The 21,516-nt window shown below is 72.9% G+C and carries 20 protein-coding genes; 17 read left to right on the top strand and 3 right to left on the bottom strand.

Annotated elements, in window-relative coordinates; genetic code table 11:
- Positions 1–130 precede the first annotated feature (130 nt).
- The 7 genes from ACFP1Z_RS30290 to ACFP1Z_RS30260 all read left to right on the top strand — a co-directional run bounded on the left by ACFP1Z_RS30290 (position 131) and on the right by ACFP1Z_RS30260 (position 4,761).
- A complete protein-coding gene (locus ACFP1Z_RS30290; RefSeq protein ID WP_390320913.1) occupies positions 131–622 on the top strand; it encodes a hypothetical protein in 492 nt (163 codons plus the stop codon).
- 105 nt (positions 623–727) lie between these two features.
- Positions 728–1,480 carry a hypothetical protein gene (locus ACFP1Z_RS30285; protein WP_390320912.1) on the top strand — a complete coding sequence of 251 codons (753 nt, stop codon included), beginning with the start codon at positions 728–730 and terminating at the stop codon, positions 1,478–1,480.
- Positions 1,477–1,752, top strand: a complete 276-nt coding sequence (locus ACFP1Z_RS30280) for a helix-turn-helix domain-containing protein (protein ID WP_390320911.1) — start codon at positions 1,477–1,479, stop codon at positions 1,750–1,752. The genes ACFP1Z_RS30285 and ACFP1Z_RS30280 overlap by 4 nt, the downstream gene beginning before the upstream one ends.
- Before the next feature lie 253 nt (positions 1,753–2,005).
- Positions 2,006–2,416, top strand: coding sequence for a cell division protein SepF (locus ACFP1Z_RS30275; protein WP_390320910.1), 411 nt, complete (start codon positions 2,006–2,008; stop codon positions 2,414–2,416).
- A 24-nt stretch (positions 2,417–2,440) separates the two neighbouring features.
- Positions 2,441–3,658: an AAA family ATPase gene (locus tag ACFP1Z_RS30270; protein ID WP_390320909.1), complete on the top strand. Its 1,218-nt coding sequence runs from the start codon at positions 2,441–2,443 to the stop codon at positions 3,656–3,658.
- A 149-nt stretch (positions 3,659–3,807) separates the two neighbouring features.
- On the top strand, positions 3,808–4,173 hold the full coding sequence (locus ACFP1Z_RS30265; protein WP_390320944.1) for a nucleotide pyrophosphohydrolase: 366 nt from the start codon (positions 3,808–3,810) through the stop codon (positions 4,171–4,173).
- A gap of 126 nt (positions 4,174–4,299) precedes the next feature.
- On the top strand, positions 4,300–4,761 hold the full coding sequence (locus ACFP1Z_RS30260; RefSeq protein ID WP_390320908.1) for a DUF6099 family protein: 462 nt from the start codon (positions 4,300–4,302) through the stop codon (positions 4,759–4,761).
- 11 nt (positions 4,762–4,772) lie between these two features.
- Here ACFP1Z_RS30260 and ACFP1Z_RS30255 read toward each other — a convergent pair whose 3' ends face one another.
- Positions 4,773–4,970 carry a hypothetical protein gene (locus ACFP1Z_RS30255; RefSeq protein ID WP_390320907.1) on the bottom strand — a complete coding sequence of 66 codons (198 nt, stop codon included), beginning with the start codon at positions 4,968–4,970 and terminating at the stop codon, positions 4,773–4,775.
- Between the two features lie 258 nt (positions 4,971–5,228).
- Between ACFP1Z_RS30255 and ACFP1Z_RS30250 the strand changes: the two genes are divergently transcribed.
- The 8 genes from ACFP1Z_RS30250 (at position 5,229) to ACFP1Z_RS30215 (ending at position 17,157) form a co-directional block, all read left to right on the top strand.
- Positions 5,229–6,152: an LLM class F420-dependent oxidoreductase gene (locus ACFP1Z_RS30250; protein ID WP_390320906.1), complete on the top strand. Its 924-nt coding sequence runs from the start codon at positions 5,229–5,231 to the stop codon at positions 6,150–6,152.
- A gap of 63 nt (positions 6,153–6,215) precedes the next feature.
- Positions 6,216–7,199, top strand: a complete 984-nt coding sequence (gene mmuM / locus ACFP1Z_RS30245; protein ID WP_390320943.1) for a homocysteine S-methyltransferase — start codon at positions 6,216–6,218, stop codon at positions 7,197–7,199.
- 50 nt (positions 7,200–7,249) lie between these two features.
- Positions 7,250–8,773 carry a 3' terminal RNA ribose 2'-O-methyltransferase Hen1 gene (locus ACFP1Z_RS30240; protein ID WP_390320905.1) on the top strand — a complete coding sequence of 508 codons (1,524 nt, stop codon included), beginning with the start codon at positions 7,250–7,252 and terminating at the stop codon, positions 8,771–8,773.
- Positions 8,770–11,457: a polynucleotide kinase-phosphatase gene (locus ACFP1Z_RS30235; protein ID WP_390320904.1), complete on the top strand. Its 2,688-nt coding sequence runs from the start codon at positions 8,770–8,772 to the stop codon at positions 11,455–11,457. The genes ACFP1Z_RS30240 and ACFP1Z_RS30235 overlap by 4 nt, the downstream gene beginning before the upstream one ends.
- 89 nt (positions 11,458–11,546) lie before the next feature.
- On the top strand, positions 11,547–12,776 hold the full coding sequence (locus tag ACFP1Z_RS30230) for an arginine deiminase (RefSeq protein ID WP_390320903.1): 1,230 nt from the start codon (positions 11,547–11,549) through the stop codon (positions 12,774–12,776).
- 110 nt (positions 12,777–12,886) lie between these two features.
- The gene (gene argF, locus ACFP1Z_RS30225) at positions 12,887–13,888 is read left to right on the top strand and encodes an ornithine carbamoyltransferase (RefSeq protein ID WP_390320902.1); all 1,002 of its coding nucleotides are present in this window, start codon (positions 12,887–12,889) and stop codon (positions 13,886–13,888) included.
- Between the two features lie 183 nt (positions 13,889–14,071).
- On the top strand, positions 14,072–14,899 hold the full coding sequence (locus ACFP1Z_RS30220; protein ID WP_390320901.1) for an enoyl-CoA hydratase family protein: 828 nt from the start codon (positions 14,072–14,074) through the stop codon (positions 14,897–14,899).
- Positions 14,884–17,157 (top strand): bifunctional salicylyl-CoA 5-hydroxylase/oxidoreductase, encoded by a 2,274-nt coding sequence (locus tag ACFP1Z_RS30215; protein ID WP_390320900.1) that lies wholly within the window; start codon positions 14,884–14,886, stop codon positions 17,155–17,157. Before ACFP1Z_RS30220 ends, ACFP1Z_RS30215 begins: the two co-directional genes overlap by 16 nt.
- A gap of 73 nt (positions 17,158–17,230) precedes the next feature.
- On the opposite strand, the gene ACFP1Z_RS30210 is transcribed toward ACFP1Z_RS30215, so the two are convergent.
- Positions 17,231–18,079, bottom strand: coding sequence for a PaaX family transcriptional regulator (locus ACFP1Z_RS30210; protein WP_390320899.1), 849 nt, complete (start codon positions 18,077–18,079; stop codon positions 17,231–17,233).
- On the bottom strand, positions 18,072–19,709 hold the full coding sequence (locus ACFP1Z_RS30205) for an AMP-binding protein (RefSeq protein WP_390320942.1): 1,638 nt from the start codon (positions 19,707–19,709) through the stop codon (positions 18,072–18,074). Before ACFP1Z_RS30205 ends, ACFP1Z_RS30210 begins: the two co-directional genes overlap by 8 nt.
- 197 nt (positions 19,710–19,906) lie before the next feature.
- Here ACFP1Z_RS30205 and ACFP1Z_RS30200 point away from each other — a divergent pair, with 197 nt between their 5' ends.
- Together ACFP1Z_RS30200 and ACFP1Z_RS30195 are read left to right on the top strand one after the other, a co-directional pair.
- Positions 19,907–21,040 (top strand): acyl-CoA dehydrogenase family protein, encoded by a 1,134-nt coding sequence (locus ACFP1Z_RS30200; RefSeq protein ID WP_390320898.1) that lies wholly within the window; start codon positions 19,907–19,909, stop codon positions 21,038–21,040.
- A complete protein-coding gene (locus ACFP1Z_RS30195; protein ID WP_390320897.1) occupies positions 21,037–21,510 on the top strand; it encodes a RidA family protein in 474 nt (157 codons plus the stop codon). Before ACFP1Z_RS30200 ends, ACFP1Z_RS30195 begins: the two co-directional genes overlap by 4 nt.
- The last annotated feature ends 6 nt before the right edge of the window (positions 21,511–21,516 follow it).

Genomic DNA, 21,516 nt, shown 5'->3' with positions numbered 1-21,516 from the left:
CTCACAGATCACAACCGGCCCCACGCGGCCCATCGACCATGCGCGGCTGGGCACACACCGACCTGGCCGAACACGCCGGGCCTCCCCCTGAGATCCTGGCCGGGTCATCGTCCACGGGGGAGACACCACCATGAACAGCAGCAGCATCGTCATCGGTCTCGTGATCGTGGCCCTGATCCTGCGCCGTCAACTGCGTACGCGGCCCGTGCGCGACAGAGCCACCTTCATCTGGATCGGCGTGCTCACCGTCCTCGGCATACTCGCCGTCACCTTCGGCGTGAAGTCGGTGACGGACCATCACTCACTGTCAACCGTCACATACAGTGCGCTGGCGGCCAGTTGCGCGGTGGCGGCGGCCTTCGGCGCCGTACGGGCGCGTACGGTCCAGGTGTGGCGGGGCCCCGAGGGGGAGCCGTTGCGCAAGGGCACGGCAGTGACCGCCGTGGCCTGGCTCGCGTCGATCGCGGCGAACCTCGGCATGGAGACGTGGATCGACAGCACCACAGGTGTCGGTGTCCTCGGCTTCTCCACCGTCTATCTGTACCTGGCCGTGGGCCTCGGTGCGCAGGCCCTGCTCGTACGGCGCCGGGCGGCGGCCGTGACGGTGCCTGCCGCCGTGTGATCCGGGGATCGCCGGACCGGGCTGTTCTCCGTTCTTACGCCGAATTACCCGCCCCGGCCACCATCCTTTCCCGCGCAGGTCACCTCTCCGGGCGGGAAGCCTGGCATGCTCACTCAACGGTTCCGGCCCACCGGGCGCATGCTCCTCAGCGGTACCGCCCCCTGCTTCCGCATCGACGTCTCAGGGCCCGATGAGATGACGGCAGTCCGCGTCCTCTCCCTTCCCGCTGCCCGCCGCATCACCATGGATCCCGAAGCGGACCCCGCGCTGCGTGACACCGTCTGGCGGCGACTGCTCCGACTCGCCCGGCAGGACCGCTCTCAGGACCCTGACCGGTTCTGGAGTCTTGCGGCGATATGGGTCATGCTTCCTGGGCTGCGGCGCACGGCGGGCCGCCTGGCGCATTACTCGCGCGCCGATACGCAGGACATCTCTTCCGCGGTCCTGCTCGGCGCCCTGGAGGCTCTGCACTCCACCGACGTCGCACTCCCCGGATTGGCGGACCAGTTGTGGCGCGCCGCCTCCAAGGGAGGGCGGCGGCTCACCAAGGACGCCACGCGTGAATATCCGGTCGACGACCTGGAGACGGCCCGTAGGCTCAGTGGCGCCGGACTCGACGAGCCGTCGTCGGCCGCCGTACCGGTGTACCGCGGAGTGCCGCACTCCTGGGAGGAGACCGGAGCCGGAGTGGTCCGGCGCGAGGGCGAACGGCTCGGTGCGGTGGCCCACCGCCTGGGGCTCGGCGCGACCGTGCGCACCGCCCGTCAGTGCACCGGGACCCGCAGCGCCGCCCGTCACACCTGCAGGCGCACTGACGCGCGGGCGAGCCACATCGCTTGCCGGAATGAGCCGTCATGACCCTGCGTACCGGACCCACGCTGACCTTCCCGGAGCTTTTCCGGCTTCCGGTCACCGTCGATCTGCGCACCGCGGCACGCGCGCTGGGAATGAGCCCCGGCACGGCCTATCGGCTCGTCGGCCGAGGTGTGTTCCCCTGCCCTGTCGTCCGCCCCGGGCACCGCTATCGGATACCGACGTCGGCCCTCATGCGGGTCCTTGAAGTCGACAGCCGTCCCGTCAGCCTCGACGATGTGGAAGCGGGCGCAGAGTTCGCCGGAAGGTTCGACTGAGCGCGATCCGACGCCTCTTGCAGCGGCCCGGCCCCTTGCCCCCGAGGACCCGGAGACGGCCGGGCGGGAAGCCGGGCCGCTGCGGAGCCGCGCGTCAGGTGACGGTGGTGCCCAGCCCCGAGTGCGGGGATGAAACGGGGGAACCGGTGCATCGGTGCGGCCCCCTATCCGTGTCATTGGGCCGATCGGGTGAGAGCAGTCCCTAGGATGAGGGGATGCACATAGCCAGTACGTTCCCCGGAGGGGTGAGCCGGTGAACAGGACCGAGGCCACTGACGAGCAGTGGGAAGGGCTCGCCGAGGTCGTTCCGCTGCGTGGCCGCGACGCGTGGCCGACGTGGCCGAACCACCGGGCGCTGCCCGATGAGGAGCCCGAGCGTGAGCCGCAGCGGCAGATGGTCGTGCTGCGGGTGCAGGTGTTCGCGGACGCCCGCGAGGTCGCCGAGCACCTGATAGCGCGGGTGCCGGTCCTGCTGGACCTCACCAACGCCGACACGGACGTGGCCAAGCGGGTGCTGGACTTCTCCAGCGGCGTGGTCTTCGGGCTGGGCAGTGTGATGCACCGCGTCGACAGCAATGTCTTCCTGCTCGCGCCCGAGGGCACCGAGGTGGAGTCCGGGTCCCCCGATCGTAGGAAGGGCGAGCCGGTAAAACGGTTTGGCTGACAAGGGGCCGCATACGGTCCGGGCATGGACACCACCTGTGCCCGGCCGGCCGTCGCTCCTGTTGCTCAGCCCGCTCTTGCCGCCCCTGTGCACCCGCAGCGTCCCGTGGTGAGCGAACTGCGGCTCTCCGCCTTCAAGTCGCACCGTAGCGCCGTCTTCCGGCTCGCCCCGCTGACTCTCTTCCGGGGAGTTAGCGGCAGCGGGAAGTCGAGTGTCCTGGAGGCGTACGAGGCCCTCGCGCGGCTCGCGGGGGGCGACACCCTCGACGAGGCGCTCGCGCCGGTGGCGGGTGGCGCTGCCGCGTGCGTACCGCGGCAGGCCCGGCCGGACGCGCAGGGCAGACGGGGCTTCCGGATCGGCTGCACGGTCGAAGGGCCGGTGGGGCCGGTCCACTTGGACGTGGCCGTGCAGGCGGAGCCGGAACTGCGCGTCGTCGGCGAGCGGTTGACCTGCTCGGGACGGACGCTGCTGTCGACGGCACTGCGCGATCCCGGGCTGCGTACGGTCGAGGCCGCCTGGCACACGGCGGGCTCCGTGCCCGTCACCCGGGCCCCGCTGCCCGACGACCGGCTCGGCACCGCGCTGCTGCCCCTGCGTGTCGCGGGCAAGACCGCGGGGCAGCGGCTCGTCCTGGGCGCGGCCGAACAGGTCGTCGTCGCGTTGCGGTCGGTCTTCGCGTGCGATCCGCGACCGGAGCTGATGCGCCGCCCGGTCGCCGTCGGCGACGGGCATCTGCGTACGGCGTGCGACAACGTGGCGGCGGTGCTGGGCCGGACCCGCAACGAGTGCGTGACCCGCCACGCCGCCCTGGTCGCGGCCGTGGGCGCGGGCTGCCGGGGGCCCGTGGAGGGCGTCACGGTGCAGGGCCTCGACGGCGGGCTCGTACGGTCCGTACTGGTCGGCGGCTCCGGTGCGACGACGCCCCTGGAACAGCTGGGCGACGGGGAGTTGCGCTACCTCGCGCTGTGCCTGGTGCTGCTGACCGGGCCCGGGGTGCTGGACATGGACCCGGCAGCCGAGGTGCTGCCGGCGTGCCAGGCGCTCACCGTCCTCGCGGACGGCCTCGACCGCTGCCTGGACGCGCGACAGTCCCGCGAGCTGCTGGATCTCGCGGGCCGGATGTGCCGGAGGGGGCACATCCGGCTCGTGGGGACACTGCGCGGCGGGGCCGGGGCCGGGGACGGGCCGGAAGAGGCCGTCGTGAAGATGGAGGGGGCGACGGTGGTAGACCTGGAGTCGTGAACGGACAGAACGAATACCGCGAGTGCGGTGAAAACTACCGCGAGTGCGGTAAAAACCAGGAAAACCGCGGGCGCGGCGAGGGCGACGCATACGGTGAGGGCAGCGAAGGCGACAAATGCCGTGAGCACGGCGCCAGTGGGTCCGCGGAGCTGAGAGAACTGCAGCGGCGGCTCGCCGAGTTCGCGGCTGCCCGGTCGTGGCAGCCCTTCCACACGCCGAAGAACCTCGCCGCCGCGCTGAGCGTCGAGGCGTCCGAACTCGTCGAGATTTTCCAGTGGTTGACTCCGGAGCAGTCGGAGCGGGTGATGTCCGACCCGGCGACCGCGGGCCGGGTCGAGGACGAGGTGGCCGACGTGCTCGCGTATCTCCTCCAGTTCTGCGGCGTATTGGGGATCGACCCGGCCGCGGCCCTCGCCGCGAAGATCGAGCGGAACGAGCGCCGGTTCCCCGTCCCCGGCGGCGCGACGCCGGACGATGTGGTTCCGCGTTCGCCGGATCGTCACTCTCCGGAGTGAGAAAGTTATCCACACCGCATTTGGTATCCACAGATTTCTGAATTCCCCTGGCTTTTCCGGCAGTTAGTCATCACTCTGGGTAGTGAGAGAGTGAGAGCCGGGCAGTCGGGAGCAGGGGGACCGGACATGGACGCGATGCGGCTCATCGGAGCCACCCGGAGCGCTCTGGCACAGGCCGGAGCGGTGCAGGACATCGTCATCGAGGCATGGCAGATCCAGGCGCTGGCGGCGGCGGTCGGCAGCCACTTCGCCGCGCACGGGCCGTTCGAGGTGCGTGCCGCGGCGGGGAGCCTGAGCGAGGTGGGTGTCCGCGCCTCCGGCGCGCTGCGGCAGACGCCGCCGCGCGCCGGAGGGATACGGGCCGCGCAGCTCACCGAAGTGCGCGATCCCTGGGGGGCGTTGAGGGCACTGTGCGTGCTCCTCGGAGAGGTGGGAATAGCCCTGGTCGGTGTCGCCTGCGCGTCCGACGAGGACGCCCTGTACTGGCAGTGCATCGAGGCCATCGACGCGGCGGACGAGACGAGCGACAGGGTGCGCTGCTTACAAAGACGGCTCGCCCTGCGCGCTGAGGAAGGAGGCGCCGCATGAGGAGCGGACGATCAGCCGGCACCGTCCTCGTCGTGGGACGCGGAGTGCCCGCCCTGCTGCTGCAGATCGGCGTCGAGCTGCGACAGGTCGGCGTTGAGCGCGGCCATCAGCTCCTCCATCTGCTGCAACAGGCCCTTGGGTGCGGCTGGCTGCTGCTGGGCAGCGGCGGTCACGGGCACCGTTTCCTCGGGCACGGCTTCCTGGGTCATCGCGGCCTCCTCGGCCCCGGCCCTCCCGGTGCGGGCGGGCGGCGTTGCGATCGTCGCCTCCGGCAGCTGACACCGGCGCGCGGGCCGGGCGGTCCGGCTCCGCCCGAGCAAACGACCACCGGCCGTGGCGGACACTGGCCGATAACCCGTTCTCCCGTAGCGGCGACCGAATTTCACCCGACCGGGGAGAACGGTGCGAAGAAATCCGTGCTCTGTTGACGCCGGGGCGGCAGCGCAGGATGGGGGCAGGATAGGGGCATGGATCTGCGCATCTTCACCGAGCCCCAGCAAGGGGCGAGCTATGAGACCCTGCTCACCGTCGCCAAGGCCACCGAGGATCTCGGCTTCGACGCCTTCTTCCGCTCCGACCACTATCTCGCCATGGGCTCGGCCGACGGGCTGCCGGGGCCCACGGACGCCTGGATCACCCTGGCGGGGCTCGCCCGGGAGACCAGGCGCATCCGGCTCGGCACGCTGATGACGGCGGGCACCTTCCGCCGGCCCGGCATCCTCGCCCTCCAGGTGGCTCAGGTCGACCAGATGTCGGGAGGCCGGGTCGAACTCGGTCTGGGAGCGGGCTGGTTCGAGGAGGAGCACCGGGCGTACGGCATCCCCTTCCCGAAGGAGCGGTTCGGACGTCTGGAGGAACAGCTCGCGATCGTCACCGGGATGTGGGGCACGCCGCCGGGCGGGACCTTCGACTTCGAGGGCACCTACTACCGGCTCGACGGCTGTCCGGCGCTGCCCAAGCCCGCCCAGGGCAAGGTGCCCGTGCTGATCGGCGGCCACGGCGCCAAGCGCACCCCGAGGCTCGCCGCGCAGTACGCGGACGAGTTCAACATCCCCTTCGCCTCCGTCGAGGACAGCGCGCGGCAGTTCGGCCGGGTGCGGGCGGCCGCGGAGGAAGCCGGCCGCAAGCCGGAGGAGCTGGTGTACTCCAACGCCCTGGTCGTCTGCGTGGGCAGGAGCGACGCGGAGGTGGCGCGGCGGGCCGCTGCCATCGGCCGTGAGGTCGACGAGCTGAGGGCGAACGGGCTGGCGGGCTCGCCCGCCGAAGTGGTCGACAAGATCGGCCGTTACGCGGCCGTCGGCTCGTCCCGGATCTATCTGCAGATCCTGGACCTCGACGACCTCGACCACCTGGAGCTGATCGCCTCCCAGGTGCAGTGCCGGCTGGACTGAGGCCGCGGGCGGCCCGTTCGCCCGGGTCCGCAGGAGAGTCAACGAGAGTGAGGAGCAACCGTGTTGTCCGTCCCCACCACGCCGCTTGCCGCCGCACTGGCCGGCGGCCCGCTCGTCCTGGACGGTGGGCTGTCCAACCAGCTGGAGGCGCAGGGGTGCGATCTGTCCGACGCGCTGTGGTCGGCCCGGCTGCTCGCCGATGGCCCGGAGCAGATCGAGCGGGCGCACGCCGCGTATGTACGGGCGGGCGCACGGGTGCTCATCACCGCCAGCTATCAGGCCACGTTCGAGGGGTTCGCCCGGCGCGGCACCGGCCGTCAGGAGGCGGCGGCGCTGCTGCGGCGGAGCGTGGAGCTGGCCCGGCGGGCGGCGGCAGCGGAAGGAGGAGGGGAGGAGGTGTGGGTCGCCGCCTCCGTCGGGCCGTACGGGGCGATGCTGGCCGACGGCAGTGAGTACCGGGGCCGGTACGGGCTCGGGGCAGCGGAGTTGGAGCGGTTCCACCGGCCCCGCGTCGAGGCCCTGGCCGAGGCCGGCCCGGACGTGCTCGCGCTGGAGACCGTGCCGGACGCGGTCGAGGCCGAGGCGCTGCTGAACGCGGTGCGGGGCTGCGGGGTGCCGGTGTGGCTGACGTACAGCGCGGCAGGGGAGCACACCCGGGCCGGGCAGCCGCTGCGGGAGGCGTTCGCGCTCGCCGCCGGCAACGACCAGGTCATCGCCGTGGGCGTCAACTGCTGCGAACCCGGTGAGGCGCAGCGGGCCGTGGAGCTCGCCGCGCGGACCACGGGAAAGCCCGTCGTCGTCTACCCCAACAGCGGAGAGCGGTGGGATGCCGAGGCCCGCGCCTGGCGGGGCCGGCCCACGTTCGACCCCGGCCGGGTCGACGCCTGGCGGGCGGCCGGGGCCCGGCTGATCGGAGGCTGTTGCAGGGTCGGCCCGGAGCGGATCGCGGAGTTGGCGGCACTGCTCGCCGAAGAGACAAGCCGAAGAGACAAGAGGACAGGGGCAAGAGGACAGGGACAAGAGGACAGGGCCAAGGGAAAGGAGTAGCGAAGAAAACAAGTAGGAAGCTCGGGGCGAATGCGGCGATACTCGGGCGCGTGTTCCTGACGATAACCACGACCGACACCGCGGGGTCACCCGCGACCGACCTCGGGTTTCTGCTGCACAAACACCCCGACCGGGCGCAGCAGTTCTCGACCGCCAATGGCACGGCCCACGTCTTCTACCCGGAGGCGAGCGCCGAGCGCTGCACCGCCGCGCTGCTCCTGGAGATCGATCCGGTGGCGCTCGTCCGCAAGGGCCGTGGACCGGGCCGTGCCGCCGGCCCCGACGCGGCGCTCGCGCACTACGTCAACGACCGGCCGTACGCGGCGTCCTCGCTGCTCGCGGTGGCGATCGGCGGCGTGTTCTCCAGCGCGGTCAAGGGCCAGTGCGCGGCGCGGCCCGAACTGGCCGAGCAGGCGAGGCCGTTGCGGATCGAGGTGCCGGCACTGCCGGCCCGGGGTGGAGCGGAACTGGTCGAGCGGTTCTTCCGGCCACTGGGCTGGACGGTGACGGCGGAACCGGTGGAGCTGGACGGGCGGTTCCCCGAGTGGGGTCCGTCGCGATACGTACGGCTGGTACTGGAGGGGGAGCACAGGCTCGCGGACGCACTGCGGCACCTGTATGTGCTGCTGCCGGTGCTGGACGACGCCAAGCACTACTGGGTGGCGCCGGACGAGGTGGACAAGCTGCTGCGGTCCGGCGCGGGCTGGCTGGAGAGCCACCCCGAACAGCAGTTGATCACCCGCCGCTATCTGGCCCGCCGGCACTCGCTCACCCACGACGCGCTCGAACGGCTGGCACTGGCCCGGCTGGCCGAGGCCGACGACACCGAGGCGGACGCACTCGACAACGCGGTCGGCGAGGAGCAGACCAAGGACGGCTCCGAGGGGCGCCCGGTGTCACTGGCCGGGCAGCGGCGGGCCGCGATCCTCGACGTGCTGCGTGCGCGAGGCGCTGCCCGGGTGCTCGACCTGGGCTGCGGGCAGGGGCAGTTGGTGGGCGAGCTGCTGAAGGACGCGCGGTTCACCGAGGTGGCCGGTGTCGATGTCTCGACGCGGGCCTTGAGGACGGCGGCGCGGAGGCTGCGGCTGGAGCGGATGCCCGAGCGGATGGCGGCGAGGGTGAAGCTGCTGCAGGGTTCGCTGGCCTATACCGACCGCAGGCTCACCGGCTGGGACGCGGCCGTGCTCAGCGAGGTCGTCGAGCACGTGGACCCGCCGCGGCTGCCGGCCCTGGAGCACGCGGTGTTCGGGGCCGCGCGGCCCGCGACCGTCGTGGTGACCACGCCCAACGTGGAGTACAACGTGCGCTGGGAGAGCCTGCCCGCGGGGCAGGTGCGCCATGCGGACCACCGCTTCGAGTGGAACCGTGAGGAGTTCCGGGCCTGGGCGCGCGGAGTCGCCGAACAGTACGGATACGGCGTGGAGTTCGTCCCCGTGGGACCCGACGACCCCGAAGTGGGGCCGCCCACGCAGATGGCCGTCTTCAGCCAGCGTGAAGGCGCACAGCGCACTGACAGCACCACCACCGACAACACCAGTACCGACAACTCCAGTAAGGACACGGCAGCGGCATGACCGGGACACACCGCACCGGTAGCACCCACAGCACCGACAGCAGCACCATCGCCCCGGCCTCCGCCCCGGCCCCGGCCGCGGACCGCCGTGTCCTCGCCGTCCCCGACCTGTCCCTCGTGGTCCTCGTCGGGGCCACCGGATCGGGCAAGTCCACCTTCGCGGCACGGCACTTCGGACCCACCGAGGTCGTCTCCTCCGACTTCTGCCGCGCCCTGGTCAGTGACGACGAGAACGACCAGAGCGCTTCCGGCGACGCCTTCGACGTCCTGCACTACATCGTCGGCAAGCGGCTCGCGGCCGGCCGGCTCACCGTCGTCGACGCCACCAGCGTGCAGCCCGAGAGCCGGCAGCAGCTCGTCCGGCTGGCGCGGGAGCACGACGTGCTGCCGGTGGCGATCGTCCTCGACACGCCCGAGAGCGTCTGCGCCGCACGCAACGCCGCCCGCCCCGACCGCAGCGCCCTGCCCCGCCACGTCAACCAGCGCCACCAGCGGGCGCTGCGCCGCTCCCTGCGGCACCTGGAGCGTGAGGGTTTCCGCAAGGTGCACGTGCTGCGCGGGGTCGCCGAGGCCGAGGCGGCCGAGGTGGTCCGCGAGCGCCGCTTCAACGATCTGCGCCACGTCACGGGACCGTTCGACATCGTCGGTGACATCCACGGCTGCCGTTCCGAGCTGGAGACGCTGCTGGAGCGCCTCGGCTACGTCGTCACCCGTGACGCCTCCGGCCGTCCGGTCGACGCCGCGCACCCCGAGGGGCGCACGGCCGTCTTCGTCGGCGACCTCGTCGACCGCGGCCCCGACAGCCCGGGAGTGCTGCGCCTGGTGATGGGCATGGTCGCCGCCGGGCACGCGCTGTGCGTGCCCGGCAACCACGAGAACAAGCTCGGCCGCCACCTCAAGGGCCGCAAGGTCCAGCACACCCACGGCCTCGCGGAGACCGTCGAGCAGCTGGCGGCCGCCGAGGCGGAGGAGCCCGGGTTCTCCGAGCGGGTGCGGGAGTTCATCGAGTCGCTCGTCAGTCACTACGTGCTCGACGGCGGGGCGCTCGTGGTCTGCCACGCCGGGCTGCCGGAGAAGTACCACGGCCGCACCTCGGGCCGGGTCCGCTCGCACGCCCTGTACGGGGACACCACGGGGGAGACCGACGAGTTCGGCCTGCCGGTGCGCTACCCGTGGGCCGAGGAGTACCGGGGCCGGGCCGCCGTCGTCTACGGGCACACCCCCACCCCGCAGGCGTCCTGGCTGAACAACACCGTCTGCCTCGACACGGGTGCGGTGTTCGGCGGCCGCATGACCGCCCTGCGCTGGCCCGAGCGCGAGCTGGTGGACGTACCGGCCGAGCGGGTCTGGTACGAGCCGGTCCGGCCGCTCGCGAGCGAGGCGCCGGGCGGCGCCGACGGCCGCCCGCTCGACCTCGCCGACGTCACCGGCGGCCGCGCGGTGGAGACCCGGCACCTGGGCCGCGTCGCGGTCAAGGAGGAGAACGCGGCCGCGGCCCTGGAGGTCATGAGCCGCTTCGCGATCGACCCCCGGCTGCTGCCGTACCTGCCGCCGACCATGGCGCCCTGTGCCACCTCGAAGGAAGAGGGGTATCTGGAGCACCCGGCCGAGGCGTTCGCCGCCTACGCGGCCGACGGCGTGGCCCGGGTGATCTGCGAAGAGAAGCACATGGGGTCGCGTGCGGTGGTCCTGGTCTGCCGTGACGCGGAGACGGCACGGCGGCGTTTCGACGCGGCGGGCGGCGTCAGCGGCGCGCTGTGCACCCGTACCGGGCGGCCGTTCTTCGACGACCCCGCCACGACCGAGCGGATCCTCGACCGGGTGCGCCGGGCTGTCGACGCGGCGGGCCTGTGGGAGGAGCTGGAGACGGACTGGCTGCTGCTCGACGCCGAGCTGATGCCCTGGTCGCTCAAGGCGGGCGGGCTGCTGCGCCACCAGTACGCGGCCGTGGGCGCGGCCGCGCGGGCCGTGTTCCCCGCCGCTCTCGGCGCCCTGGAAGCGGCGGCCGAACGCGGCGTGGACACCGGCGCGTTGCTGGCCGGACAGCGGGAACGGGCCGCCGATGCCGAGGCGTTCACGGATGCCTACCGGCGCTACTGCTGGCCGGTGGACGCCTCCGGTGCGGCCGGGCCGACCGGCATACGGCTGGCCCCGTTCCAGATCCTGGCCGCCCAGGGGCGCAGTCTGGCCGCACTGCCGCACGACGAGCAGCTCGCGCTGATCGACCGCGTGATCGCGGCGGAGGCGAGCGGCACCCCGGAGCCGGACGAGCGGATTCTCGCTCCCACCCGGCGGCTGCTGGTCGACACCGGGGACGAGGCGTCGGTCGCCGCGGGGGTGCGGTGGTGGCTGGAGCTGACGGCGGCCGGCGGTGAGGGCATGGTGGTCAAGCCGCTGGGCGCGCTGGTCCGGCGGCCGGACGGCAGGCTCGTCCAGCCCGGCATCAAGTGCCGGGGGCGGGAGTACCTGCGGATCGTGTACGGGCCGGAGTACACCCGCCCCGACCGCCTCGCCCGGCTGCGGATACGCCGGCTCGGGCACAAGCGGTCGCTCGCGCTGCGCGAGTACGCGCTGGGGCTGGAGGCCCTGGACCGGCTGGCCGCCGGGGAGCCCTTGTGGCGGGTCCATGAGGCGGTGTTCGGGGTGCTGGCGCTGGAGTCGGAGCCGGTGGATCCGCGGCTGTAGGGCGGTACCGGTGCCGGCGCCGGCACCGGTGTGCGAGCTCGTACGCGGCGCACCCGCTTATCGGCCGTGATCCGGGTCAGGATGGGGGCATGGGATTCCACGTCGATTCCGAGGCCGGGCGGCTGCGCCGCGTCATACTGCACCGCCCCGGCCTGGAACTGAAGCGGCTCACGCCGTCGAACAAGGACGCTCTGCTCTTCGACGACGTGCTCTGGGTGCGGCGCGCCCGTGCCGAGCACGACGGCTTCGCGGACGTGCTGCGCGAGCGCGGGGTCGCGGTGCACTTCTTCCAGGACCTGCTGCAGGAGAGCCTGGCCGTGCCCGCGGCCCGCTCCCTCGTGCTGGACCGGGTCTTCGACGAGAAGGAGTACGGGCCGCTGGCCACCGCCCATCTGCGGGGTGCCTTCGAGGAGCTGCCCCCGGAGGAGCTCGCGAGCTGGCTCGTCGGCGGGATGACCAAGCGCGAGTTCCTGGAGCGGCACGCGGAGCCGGTCTCGGTCCGCTTCCATGTCATGGAGACGGACGACTTCCTGATCAATCCGCTGCCCAACCACCTCTTCACCCGCGACACCTCTGCCTGGATCTACGACGGCGTGTGCGTCAACGCGATGCGCTGGCCGGCCCGTTGGCACGAGACGGTGCACTACGAGGCCGTCTACCGCCACCACCCGCTGTTCGCGCGCGGCGGCTTCCACGTGTGGTCCGAGGGCCAGGCCGCCTACCCGTCCACGATCGAGGGCGGTGACGTGCTCGTCATCGGCCGGGGCGCGGTGCTCATCGGCATGAGCGAGCGCACCACCCCCCAGGCCGTGGAGATGCTCGCCCACCGGCTCTTCGAGTCCGGTTCCGCCCGCACCATCGTCGCGCTCGACATGCCCAAGCGGCGGGCGTTCATGCACCTGGACACGGTGATGACGATGATCGACGGCGACACCTTCACGCAGTACGCGGGCCTGGGCATGCTCCGCTCGTACACCATCGAACCGGGCGTGGGCGAGCGCGAGCTGAAGGTCACCGACCATCCGCCGGAGCACATGCACCGGGCCATCGCCGCCGCCCTCGGCCTGGACTCGATCCGGGTGCTCACCGCGACCCAGGACGTGCACGCCGCCGAGCGCGAGCAGTGGGACGACGGCTGCAACGTGCTCGCCATCGAGCCGGGCGTCGTCGTCGCCTACGAGCGGAACGCGACGACCAACACGCATCTGCGCAAGCACGGCATCGAGGTGATCACGATCCCGGGCAGTGAGCTGGGCCGCGGCCGGGGCGGGCCGCGCTGCATGAGCTGCCCGATCGAACGGGACGCGGTCCCGGGGTGACGGGGGCCATGGTGGACGCCGGAACCCGTCGTGCATACTGATACGACGCATACTAATTCCGCATGCCGTATAGAGTTCCAGTCCGGCAGTTGTGAGCGAGGAGTCCACCCATGGCGACGGATCTCAAGGGCCGCCACTTCCTCAAGGAGGCGGACTTCACCGCCGAGGAGTTCCACAGTCTGATCGAGCTCGCCGCCGAGCTCAAGGCGGCCCGGGTCACCGGCGCCGAGGAGCAGCGGCTGCCGGGCCGGCACATCGCCCTCGTCTTCGAGAAGACCTCGACCCGCACCCGCTGCGCCTTCGAGGTGGCCGCCGCCGACCAGGGGGCCCGCACCACGTATCTCGATCCCGCGGGTTCGCAGATCGGGCACAAGGAGTCCGTCCGCGACACCGCGCGCGTCCTCGGCCGGATGTTTGACGCGATCGAGTACCGGGGGCACGGCCAGGATGTGCTGGAGGAGCTCGCCGCGCACGCGGGGGTGCCGGTCTTCAACGGGCTCACCGACCAGTGGCACCCCACCCAGATGCTCGCCGACGTGCTGACCATGACCGAGCACACCGCCAAGCCGCTGGAGCACGTCGCCTACGCGTATCTCGGCGACGCCCGCTACAACATGGGCAACTCCTACCTGATCACCGGCGCCCTCCTCGGTATGGACGTGCGCATCGTGGCCCCCGAGGAGCTGTGGCCGGACCCGGAGATCGTCGAGCAGGCCCACCGGCTCGCGGCCGCCAGCGGCGCGCGGATCGCGGTCACCGCCGATGTCGCCGAGGGCGTCAAGGGCGCGGACTTCATCGCGACCGACGTGTGGGTGTCGATGGGAGAGCCCAAGGAGGTGTGGGACGCGCGGATCGCGCTCCTGCGGCCGTACGCGGTCACGATGGACGTGCTGCGGTCCACGGGCAACCCGGCGGTGCGCTTCCTGCACTGCCTGCCCGCCTTCCACGACCTGGGCACCTCGGTCGCCCGCGAGATCCACGAGCGGCACGGGCTGACCTCCCTGGAGGTGACCGACGAGGTCTTCGAGTCCCCGCACTCGGTCGTCTTCGACCAGGCCGAGAACCGGATGCACACCATCAAGGCGGTGCTGGTCGCGACACTGGGCAGCTGACGGGGGCGGCTGACACCGCCGCGAACGGGGTGAGGGCCGCCCGCCGGGCGTCCGTTCCGGTGTCAACTCCCCACCGCCGCAAGGGCGAAGAACGCTATCGCGCACTCGTGACGACAGTCACGCGCCGGTGATAACTTCACAGCGCAGGCACCAGCCCCGCCCGGCTGAAGGAGGCCATGCCCGATGAGTCCGTTCACCGGCTCCGCGTCCCGTACCGAACAGTGGCGGCACCTGCGCGTGGACCTCGACGCCGGGGTCGCCACCGTCACCCTCGACCGGCCCGAGAAGCTCAACGCCCTCACCTTCGGCGCCTACGCCGACCTGCGCGACCTCCTGCCGGAACTGGCCCGCGACGGCTCCGTGCGCGCCCTCGTCCTCGGCGGCGAGGGCCCCGGCTTCTGCTCCGGCGGCGACGTCGACGACATCATCGGCGCGACCCTGGCCATGGACACCGGGCAACTGCTGGACTTCAACCGGATGACCGGCGCGACCGTACGCGCCCTGCGCGAGTGCCCGTTCCCGGTCGTCGCCGCCGTGCACGGCATCGCCGCCGGCGCCGGCGCCGTGCTCGCGCTCGCCGCCGACTTCCGCGTCGCCGACCCCGGCGCGCGCTTCGCGTTCCTGTTCACCAAAGTGGGCCTGTCCGGCGGCGACATGGGCGCCGCCTACCTGCTGCCCCGTGTCGTCGGCCTCGGGCACGCCACCCGGCTGCTGATGCTCGGCGAGCCCGTCGGCGCCGCCGAGGCCGAACGCATCGGCCTCATCAGCCAGTTGACGGCCGAGGGTGAGGCGCCCGCCGCCGCCCGGGCGCTCGCCCGCCGGCTCGCCGACGGCCCCGCGCTCGCCCACGCCCAGACCAAGGCCCTGCTCACCGCCGAACTCGACATGCCGCTCGCCGCCGCCGTCGAACTCGACGCCACCACCCAGGCCTTGCTGATGAACAGCGCCGACTACACCGAATTCCACGCCGCGTTCACCGAGAAACGCACCCCCAAATGGCAGGGGCGCTAGCCGTGGCCCCCACCGCCGCGCGCGTCGCGGTCATCGGCGGCGGACCCGGCGGACTCTACGCCGCCGCCCTCCTCAAACGCCTGGCCCCCGCCCGCGAGATCACCCTCTGGGAGCGCAACGCCCCCGACGACACCTTCGGGTTCGGCGTCGTCCTCTCCGACGAGACCCTCGGCGGCATCGAGACCGCCGACCCCGTCGTCCACGCCGCCCTGGCCCGGGAGTTCGTACGCTGGGACGACATCGACGTCGTCCACCGCGGCGGCGTGCTGCGCTCCGGCGGCCACGGCTTCGCCGCCCTGGGCCGGCGCCGGCTGCTGGGGCTCCTGCACGACCGCTGCCGCGCCCTCGGGGTCGAGCTGCGCTTCCGCGAGGAGGCCCCGCCCGCCGCGCGGCTCGCGCGCTCGTACGACCTGGTGGTCGCCGCGGACGGCGTGCACAGCCGCACCCGCGAAGCCCACCGCGAGCACTTCCGCCCCAGCCTCACCACACACCGCTGCCGCTACATCTGGCTGGCCGCCGACTTCGCCCTGGACGCCTTCCGCTTCGAGATCGCCGAGACCGAGCACGGCGTCATGCAACTGCACGGCTACCCCTATGCGCCGGACGCCTCCACGATCATCATCGAGATGCGCGAGGAGGTCTGGCGCCGCGCCGGACTCGACCGCTGCGACGAGTCCGCCTCCGTCGAGCAGTGCGGCAAGTACTTCCCCGAACTCCTCGCCGGACGCCCGCTGCGCTCCAACCGCTCCGCCTGGACCGCCTTCCGTACGGTCGTCAACGAGCGCTGGTCGCACGGGAACACGGTGCTGCTCGGCGACGCCGCCCACACCGCGCACTTCTCCATCGGCTCCGGCACCAAACTCGCCGTCGAGGACGCCCTCGCCCTCGCCGGCGGGCTCACGCGCGCCACGAGCGTGCCGGAGGCCCTCGCGGCGTACGAGGCCGAACGGCGCCCCCTGGTGGAGTCCACGCAGCGCGCGGCCCGCGCGAGCCTGGAGTGGTTCGAGGACCTCGCCGTCCACGTCGACCAGCCGCCCCGCCGCTTCGCCTTCAACCTGCTCACCCGCAGCCGCCGCGTCACCCACGACAACCTCCGGCTGCGTGACCCGCAGTTCGTCGCCTCCGTCGAAGCGGAGGCAGGCATACCGCCGGGAACCCCGCCCATGTTCACCCCCTTCCGGCTGCGCGGGCTGACCCTGCGCAACCGCGTCGTGGTCTCGGCCATGGACATGTACTCCGCCACCGACGGCACACCCGGCGACTTCCACCTCGTCCACCTCGGCGCCCGCGCCCTCGGCGGCGCCGCGCTCGTGATGACCGAGATGGTCTGCGTCAGCCCCCAGGGCCGCATCACCCCGGGCTGTACGGGCCTGTATACGCCGGAACACGAGACGGCCTGGCGCCGCGTCACCGACTTCGTGCACACGCAGGCCCCCGGCACCGCCATCGGCGTCCAGCTCGGCCACTCCGGCCGCAAGGGCTCCACCCGGCGGCAGTGGGAGGGCATCGACGAACCGCTGCCCGCCGGGAACTGGCCCGTCGTCGCCCCCTCCCCGCTGCCCTACCGCCCCGGCCTCAACCAGATCCCGCAGGCCCTGGGCACCGACGGACTCGCAGCCGTCCGCGAGCAGTTCGCGCACGCCGCCCGCGCCGCCGACCGGTCCGGCTTCGACCTGCTCGAACTGCACTGCGCGCACGGCTATCTGCTCTCCGCCTTCCTCTCCCCGCTCACCAACCGCCGCACCGACGCCTACGGCGGCGACCTGACCGCCCGGCTGTGCTACCCCCTGGAGGTCTTCGACACCGTCCGCGCCGTCTGGCCCCGGGACAAGCCCATGACCGTGCGGATCTCCGCCACCGACTGGGCCGAGGGCGGCACCACCGCCGACGATGCCGTCGCCATCGCCCGCGCCTTCGCCGCGCACGGCGCCGACGCCATCGACGTCTCCACCGGACAGGTCGTCCCCGACGAACGGCCCGCGTTCGGCCGCTCCTACCAGACACCGTTCGCCGACCGCATCCGGCACGAGACCGGCGTCCCCGTGATCGCCGTGGGCGCCATCTCCTCCTGGGACGACGTCAACTCCCTGATCCTGGCCGGGCGTACGGACCTGTGCGCGCTCGCCCGCCCGCACCTGTACGACCCGCACTGGACCCTGCACGCGGCGGCCGACCAGGGCTACGAGGGCCCCGGCGCGCCCTGGCCCGTGCAGTACCTCAAGGGCAGCCGCAAACCCCCGACGGGGCGCGGAGCCTGACGCCGCACGCCCGGCGCACGGGGCCAACACCCCTGCGCCGGGCGCGCGATGGCCGTCGCGAGCCTCCCGTGGCTCAGCCCAGCACCGGCTCCACGAACCGCGCCCCCGCGTCCCGCAGCCGCACGTGCAGGGCCGAGAACACGCGCGCCGCCCTGCTGCCCGGCCAGTCGGCGGGCAGCAGCGACGCCGGCAGCCCCGGGTCGGCGTACGGCAGCCGCCGCCACGCGTCCAGCGCCAGCAGATAGTCGCGGTAGGCGTCCTGCGGCGCCACGGTCCGCCGCCGTGCCCAGCGCCGCAGCACCGGCTCGTGCTCCCGCAGGAACACCCGGTGCTGCGCCGCCAGCGACTCCAGGTCCCACCAGCGGCCCACCGCCTCCGCCGTCGGCTCGAAACCCAGGTGGCAGCCCCGGAACAGGTCGACGTACGCGTCGAGTCCGAGCCGCTCCAGCGTGTGCCGCGTCTCGTCGTGCACGTGCGCCGGAGCCACCCACACGCCCGGTGCCGCCGTACCGAAGCCCAGCCGGGACAGCCGCGAGCGCAGCAGGTGCCGCTTGTGCCGCTGCTCCTCGGGCACCGAGAAGACCGCCAGCAGCCAGCCGCTGCCCGCCCGGCCCGACCGGCGCCCGTAGATGCGCCGGTCGCCGTCGTCCAGCAACTGCCGTGCCGCGTCCGACAGTCCGTAGCCCGCCGCGCCGTCGCTCGTACGGTCCGCCACGAGCAGCCCGCGCCGTTTGAGCCGGGAGACGGCCGAGCGCACCGACGGCGAGTCCACGCCCACGGCGCCCAGCAGCCGGATCAGGGCCGCGATCGGCACCGGCCGGCCGGCCGGATGCCCGGCGCCGCCGCGCCCGTACGCGCCGTAGAACGTGACGATGAGGGACCGAGGAGACCGGGGAGCGAGGAGTGGTGGCTGGTCAGTCACGGGGAAACTGTAAAGGGCCGGTACGCAGCCGGAATCGCTGCACCTTGCCGGTGGGCGTACGCGGCAGGGCCTCCAGGAACACGATCTCGCGAGGGCACTTGTAGGGAACGATCTCCTTTTTGGTGAACTCCCGCAGCGCCGCCGCCGTCTCCTCGGTGCGCGGCACACCCTCCCGCAGCACGACGTGCGCGACGACCACGGCCCCGCGGCGGGCGTCCGGGCGTCCGACGACGGCCGCTTCGAGGATGTCGGGGTGGCGCAGCAGTGCCTCCTCGACCTCGGGGCCCGCGATGTTGTACCCGGCCGAGACGATCATGTCGTCGGCGCGGGCCACGAAGCGGAAGTAGCCGTCCGCGTCGCGCACATAGGTGTCCCCGGTCAGGTTCCAGCCGTCGCGCACGTAGTCGCGCTGCCGCTCGTCGGCGAGGTAGCGGCAGCCGGTCGGGCCGCGCACGGCCAGCAGGCCCGGCTCGCCGTCCGGCACCGGCCGCCCGTCCGCGCCGACGACGCGGGCCTCGAAGCCCGGCACGGGCAGGCCCGTGGTGCCGGGCCGGACGGCGTCGTCGGCGGCGGAGACGAAGATGTGCAGCATCTCGGTCGCGCCGATGCCGTTGATGACGCGCAGCCCGGTCGCCTCGTGCCAGGCGTGCCACAGTTCCGCCGGCAGGTGCTCGCCGGCCGAGACGCAGCGGCGCAGCGAGGAGACGTCGTACGCGCCGAGCCCCTCCAGCATCGCGCGGTAGGCGGTCGGAGCGGTGAACAGCACGGAGACGCGGTGCCGTTGGACGTCCCGCAGCAGTTTCTCGGGGCCGCCCCACTCGGTCAGCAGTGTCGAGGCCCCGGCGCGCAGCGGGAAGACCACCAGGCCGCCGAGGCCGAAGGTGAAGCCGAGCGGCGGGCTGCCCGCGAACACATCGTCGGGGCGCGGCCGCAGCACCCGCGCCGAGAACGTGTCGGCGATGGCGAGCACGTCCCGGTGGAAGTGCGCGCAGCCCTTGGGGCGTCCGGTGGTCCCGGAGGTGAAGGCGATCAGCGCGACGTCGTCGGCGGAGGTCGCGACCGCCGCATAGAATGGGGGTTTGCCCGCAGCGAGGTGCAGCAGGTCGTCGGGGGCACCGCCGCCGTACGGGGTGATCCGTAAGGAGGCGACGGGGGCCTTCGCCAGGTCGTCGAGCGCGCGTATGTCGCACAACGCGTGCCGTATGCGGGCGAGTTCGCAGATCGTGGCCAGCTCGTGGGGGCGCTGGGCGGCGAGCACGGTCACGGCCACCGCGCCCGCCTTCATCACCGCGAGCCAGCAGGCCGCCAGGTGGGGCGTGGTGGGGCCGCGCAGCAGCACCCGGTTGCCGGGGACGACCCCCAGGTCGTCGGTGAGGACGTGCGCGATACGGTCGACGTGCTCGCGCAGCTCCCCGTACGACCACGCGCGCGTGCCGTCGAGCACGGCCGTACGGTCCGCCCCGAAGCGGCCGATCGTCGTATCCAGCAGCTCCGCACCGCAGTTGAGGCGGTCCGGATACCGCATGTCTCCCTCGCCCGCGAGGTCGAAGCGCAGCAGCGGCCACTCGTGCGGTGGCGGAAGGCTGTCGCGCGCGAAGGTGTCGACGTGGGCGGACGGCTTGAGCCGGATTGCGGAATCCATCGGGGATACGCCCCTCGTGCCGGGAACCTGGACTGCGGGGAAGCGCGTGCCGTGTACGGGACGGACGGGGGAACAGCGGCTGGTCGCGGGGGTCTTGCCAGCCCCGCGGATCCGCTGTCAGCGTATCGACTCGGTGACGGCAGTCAACAGAGCGCGATAAGGCGTTCGCCGAGGGAGGCGCCCACGTGGCAGCGACATCATCCCCATGCGACCCCGGTGCGGGACAGCGGGCCCGGTGCGAGGAGCTGCGCGCCCTCGCCGCACGGGAGTTGCGTCCGCTCGCCGAGCGGGGCGGGCCCGGCCGCGTCAACCGCCCCCTCGTCGCCGCCCTCGGCGAACACGGCCTGCTCGCCCGGCTCTTCCCCGACGACGGGCCCGTACGGGCCGTGGAACTGTGCCTGTTGCGCGAGTGCTTGGCGAGCGTGTGCACGGAGGCCGAGACCGCCCTCGCCCTCCAGGGGCTCGGCGCCCACCCGGTCGCGGACCGCGGCACGCCCGCGCAGCGCGAGAGGTGGATACCCGAGGTCGTCGCGGGCCGCGCCGTGGCCGCCTTCGCACTGAGCGAACCCGGCGCCGGATCGGACGCCGCCGCCCTGGAACTGGCCGCCGAACCGGACGGCGCCGGCTGGCGGTTGACCGGCGAGAAGTGCTGGATCTCCAACGCCCCCGAGGCCGACCTGTACACGGTCTTCGCCCGCACGGGAGAGGGGGAGCGCTCCCGGGGCGTGACCGCCTTCCTCGTCCCCGGCGACCGCCGGGGACTGACCGGCGAACCCGTGGAGATGCTCAGCCCGCACCCCATCGGCACCCTCGCCTTCGACGCGGTCGCGGTCGGCCCCGACGACGTCCTCGGCAGGCCGGGCGGCGGCTTCGCCGTGGCCATGCGCACCCTGGACCTCTTCCGGCCCAGCGTCGGCGCGTTCGCCGTCGGCATGGCCCGCGCCGCCCTGGAGGCGGCCGTCGCGCACGCGGGCGAACGCCGTGCCTTCGGCGGGCCGCTCAAGGACCTTCAGGCCGTCTCCCACCAGCTCGCCGAGATGGCCACCCGCACCGAGGCCGCCCGGCTGCTCGTGCACTCCGCGGCCGCCGCCCACGACGCGGGCGAACCGGGAGTCGCCGCGCGCGCCGCGATGGCCAAGCTGTTCGCCACCGAGACCGCCCAGTACGTCGTGGACGCGGCCGTCCAGCTCCACGGCGCCCGCGCCCTGCGCCGCGGCCACCTGCTCGAACACCTCTACCGCGAGGTGCGCGCGCCGCGCATCTACGAGGGCGCCAGCGAGGTCCAGCGCACGATCATCGCGAAGGAGCTGTACCGATGACACCGCGACCGATGACACCGCGACCGGTGAACTCCCAGGCGCACGGGCCCGCTTCGGAACCGCCCGCCGTCCCCACCCTCAGCCGCTTCAACCCCGCCCACCTCGCGCCCCCCAGCGGTTTCACCCATGCCGTGGCCGCCACCGGCGGCCGCCTGGTCTTCCTCGCCGGGCAGACCGCCCTCGACGGCGACGGCAGGATCGTCGCGGGCGGTCTGCCCGAGCAGTTCGAACGGGCACTGGCCAACCTCCTCGCCGCCCTCCGCGCCACCGGCGGCCGGCCCTGCCACCTGGCCCGGGTCACCGTCTACACCACGGACGTCGCGGCCTACCGCACGCACGCCCGCGAACTCGGCGCGATCTGGCGCCGGTCGGCCGGCCGCGACTACCCGGCGCTGGCCGTCGTGGGGGCGGTGCGCCTGTGGGACGAGGAGGCCCTGGTGGAACTCGACGGCATCGCGGTCCTGCCCTGACCACGC

It is taken from the genome of Streptomyces gamaensis (genome assembly GCF_042656465.1).
Classification (GTDB): domain Bacteria; phylum Actinomycetota; class Actinomycetes; order Streptomycetales; family Streptomycetaceae; genus Streptomyces; species Streptomyces gamaensis.
The sequence above is the reverse complement of the archived record's forward strand: the minus strand, read 5'-3'. Positions and strand labels throughout refer to the sequence as shown.

What these genes read in the sequence shown, in the direction of transcription:
- ACFP1Z_RS30290 (WP_390320913.1), top strand. Translation starts at nt 131, where the DNA reads ATGAACAGCAGCAGCATCGTCATCGGTCTCGTGATCGTGGCCCTGATC.
- ACFP1Z_RS30285 (WP_390320912.1), top strand. Translation starts at nt 728, where the DNA reads ATGCTCACTCAACGGTTCCGGCCCACCGGGCGCATGCTCCTCAGCGGT.
- ACFP1Z_RS30280 (WP_390320911.1), top strand. Translation starts at nt 1,477, where the DNA reads ATGACCCTGCGTACCGGACCCACGCTGACCTTCCCGGAGCTTTTCCGG.
- ACFP1Z_RS30270 (WP_390320909.1), top strand. Translation starts at nt 2,441, where the DNA reads ATGGACACCACCTGTGCCCGGCCGGCCGTCGCTCCTGTTGCTCAGCCC.
- ACFP1Z_RS30260 (WP_390320908.1), top strand. Translation starts at nt 4,300, where the DNA reads ATGGACGCGATGCGGCTCATCGGAGCCACCCGGAGCGCTCTGGCACAG.
- ACFP1Z_RS30255 (WP_390320907.1), bottom strand. Translation starts at nt 4,970, where the DNA reads ATGACCCAGGAAGCCGTGCCCGAGGAAACGGTGCCCGTGACCGCCGCT.
- ACFP1Z_RS30250 (WP_390320906.1), top strand. Translation starts at nt 5,229, where the DNA reads ATGGATCTGCGCATCTTCACCGAGCCCCAGCAAGGGGCGAGCTATGAG.
- ACFP1Z_RS30235 (WP_390320904.1), top strand. Translation starts at nt 8,770, where the DNA reads ATGACCGGGACACACCGCACCGGTAGCACCCACAGCACCGACAGCAGC.
- ACFP1Z_RS30230 (WP_390320903.1), top strand. Translation starts at nt 11,547, where the DNA reads ATGGGATTCCACGTCGATTCCGAGGCCGGGCGGCTGCGCCGCGTCATA.
- argF (WP_390320902.1), top strand. Translation starts at nt 12,887, where the DNA reads ATGGCGACGGATCTCAAGGGCCGCCACTTCCTCAAGGAGGCGGACTTC.
- ACFP1Z_RS30220 (WP_390320901.1), top strand. Translation starts at nt 14,072, where the DNA reads ATGAGTCCGTTCACCGGCTCCGCGTCCCGTACCGAACAGTGGCGGCAC.
- ACFP1Z_RS30215 (WP_390320900.1), top strand. Translation starts at nt 14,884, where the DNA reads ATGGCAGGGGCGCTAGCCGTGGCCCCCACCGCCGCGCGCGTCGCGGTC.
- ACFP1Z_RS30195 (WP_390320897.1), top strand. Translation starts at nt 21,037, where the DNA reads ATGACACCGCGACCGATGACACCGCGACCGGTGAACTCCCAGGCGCAC.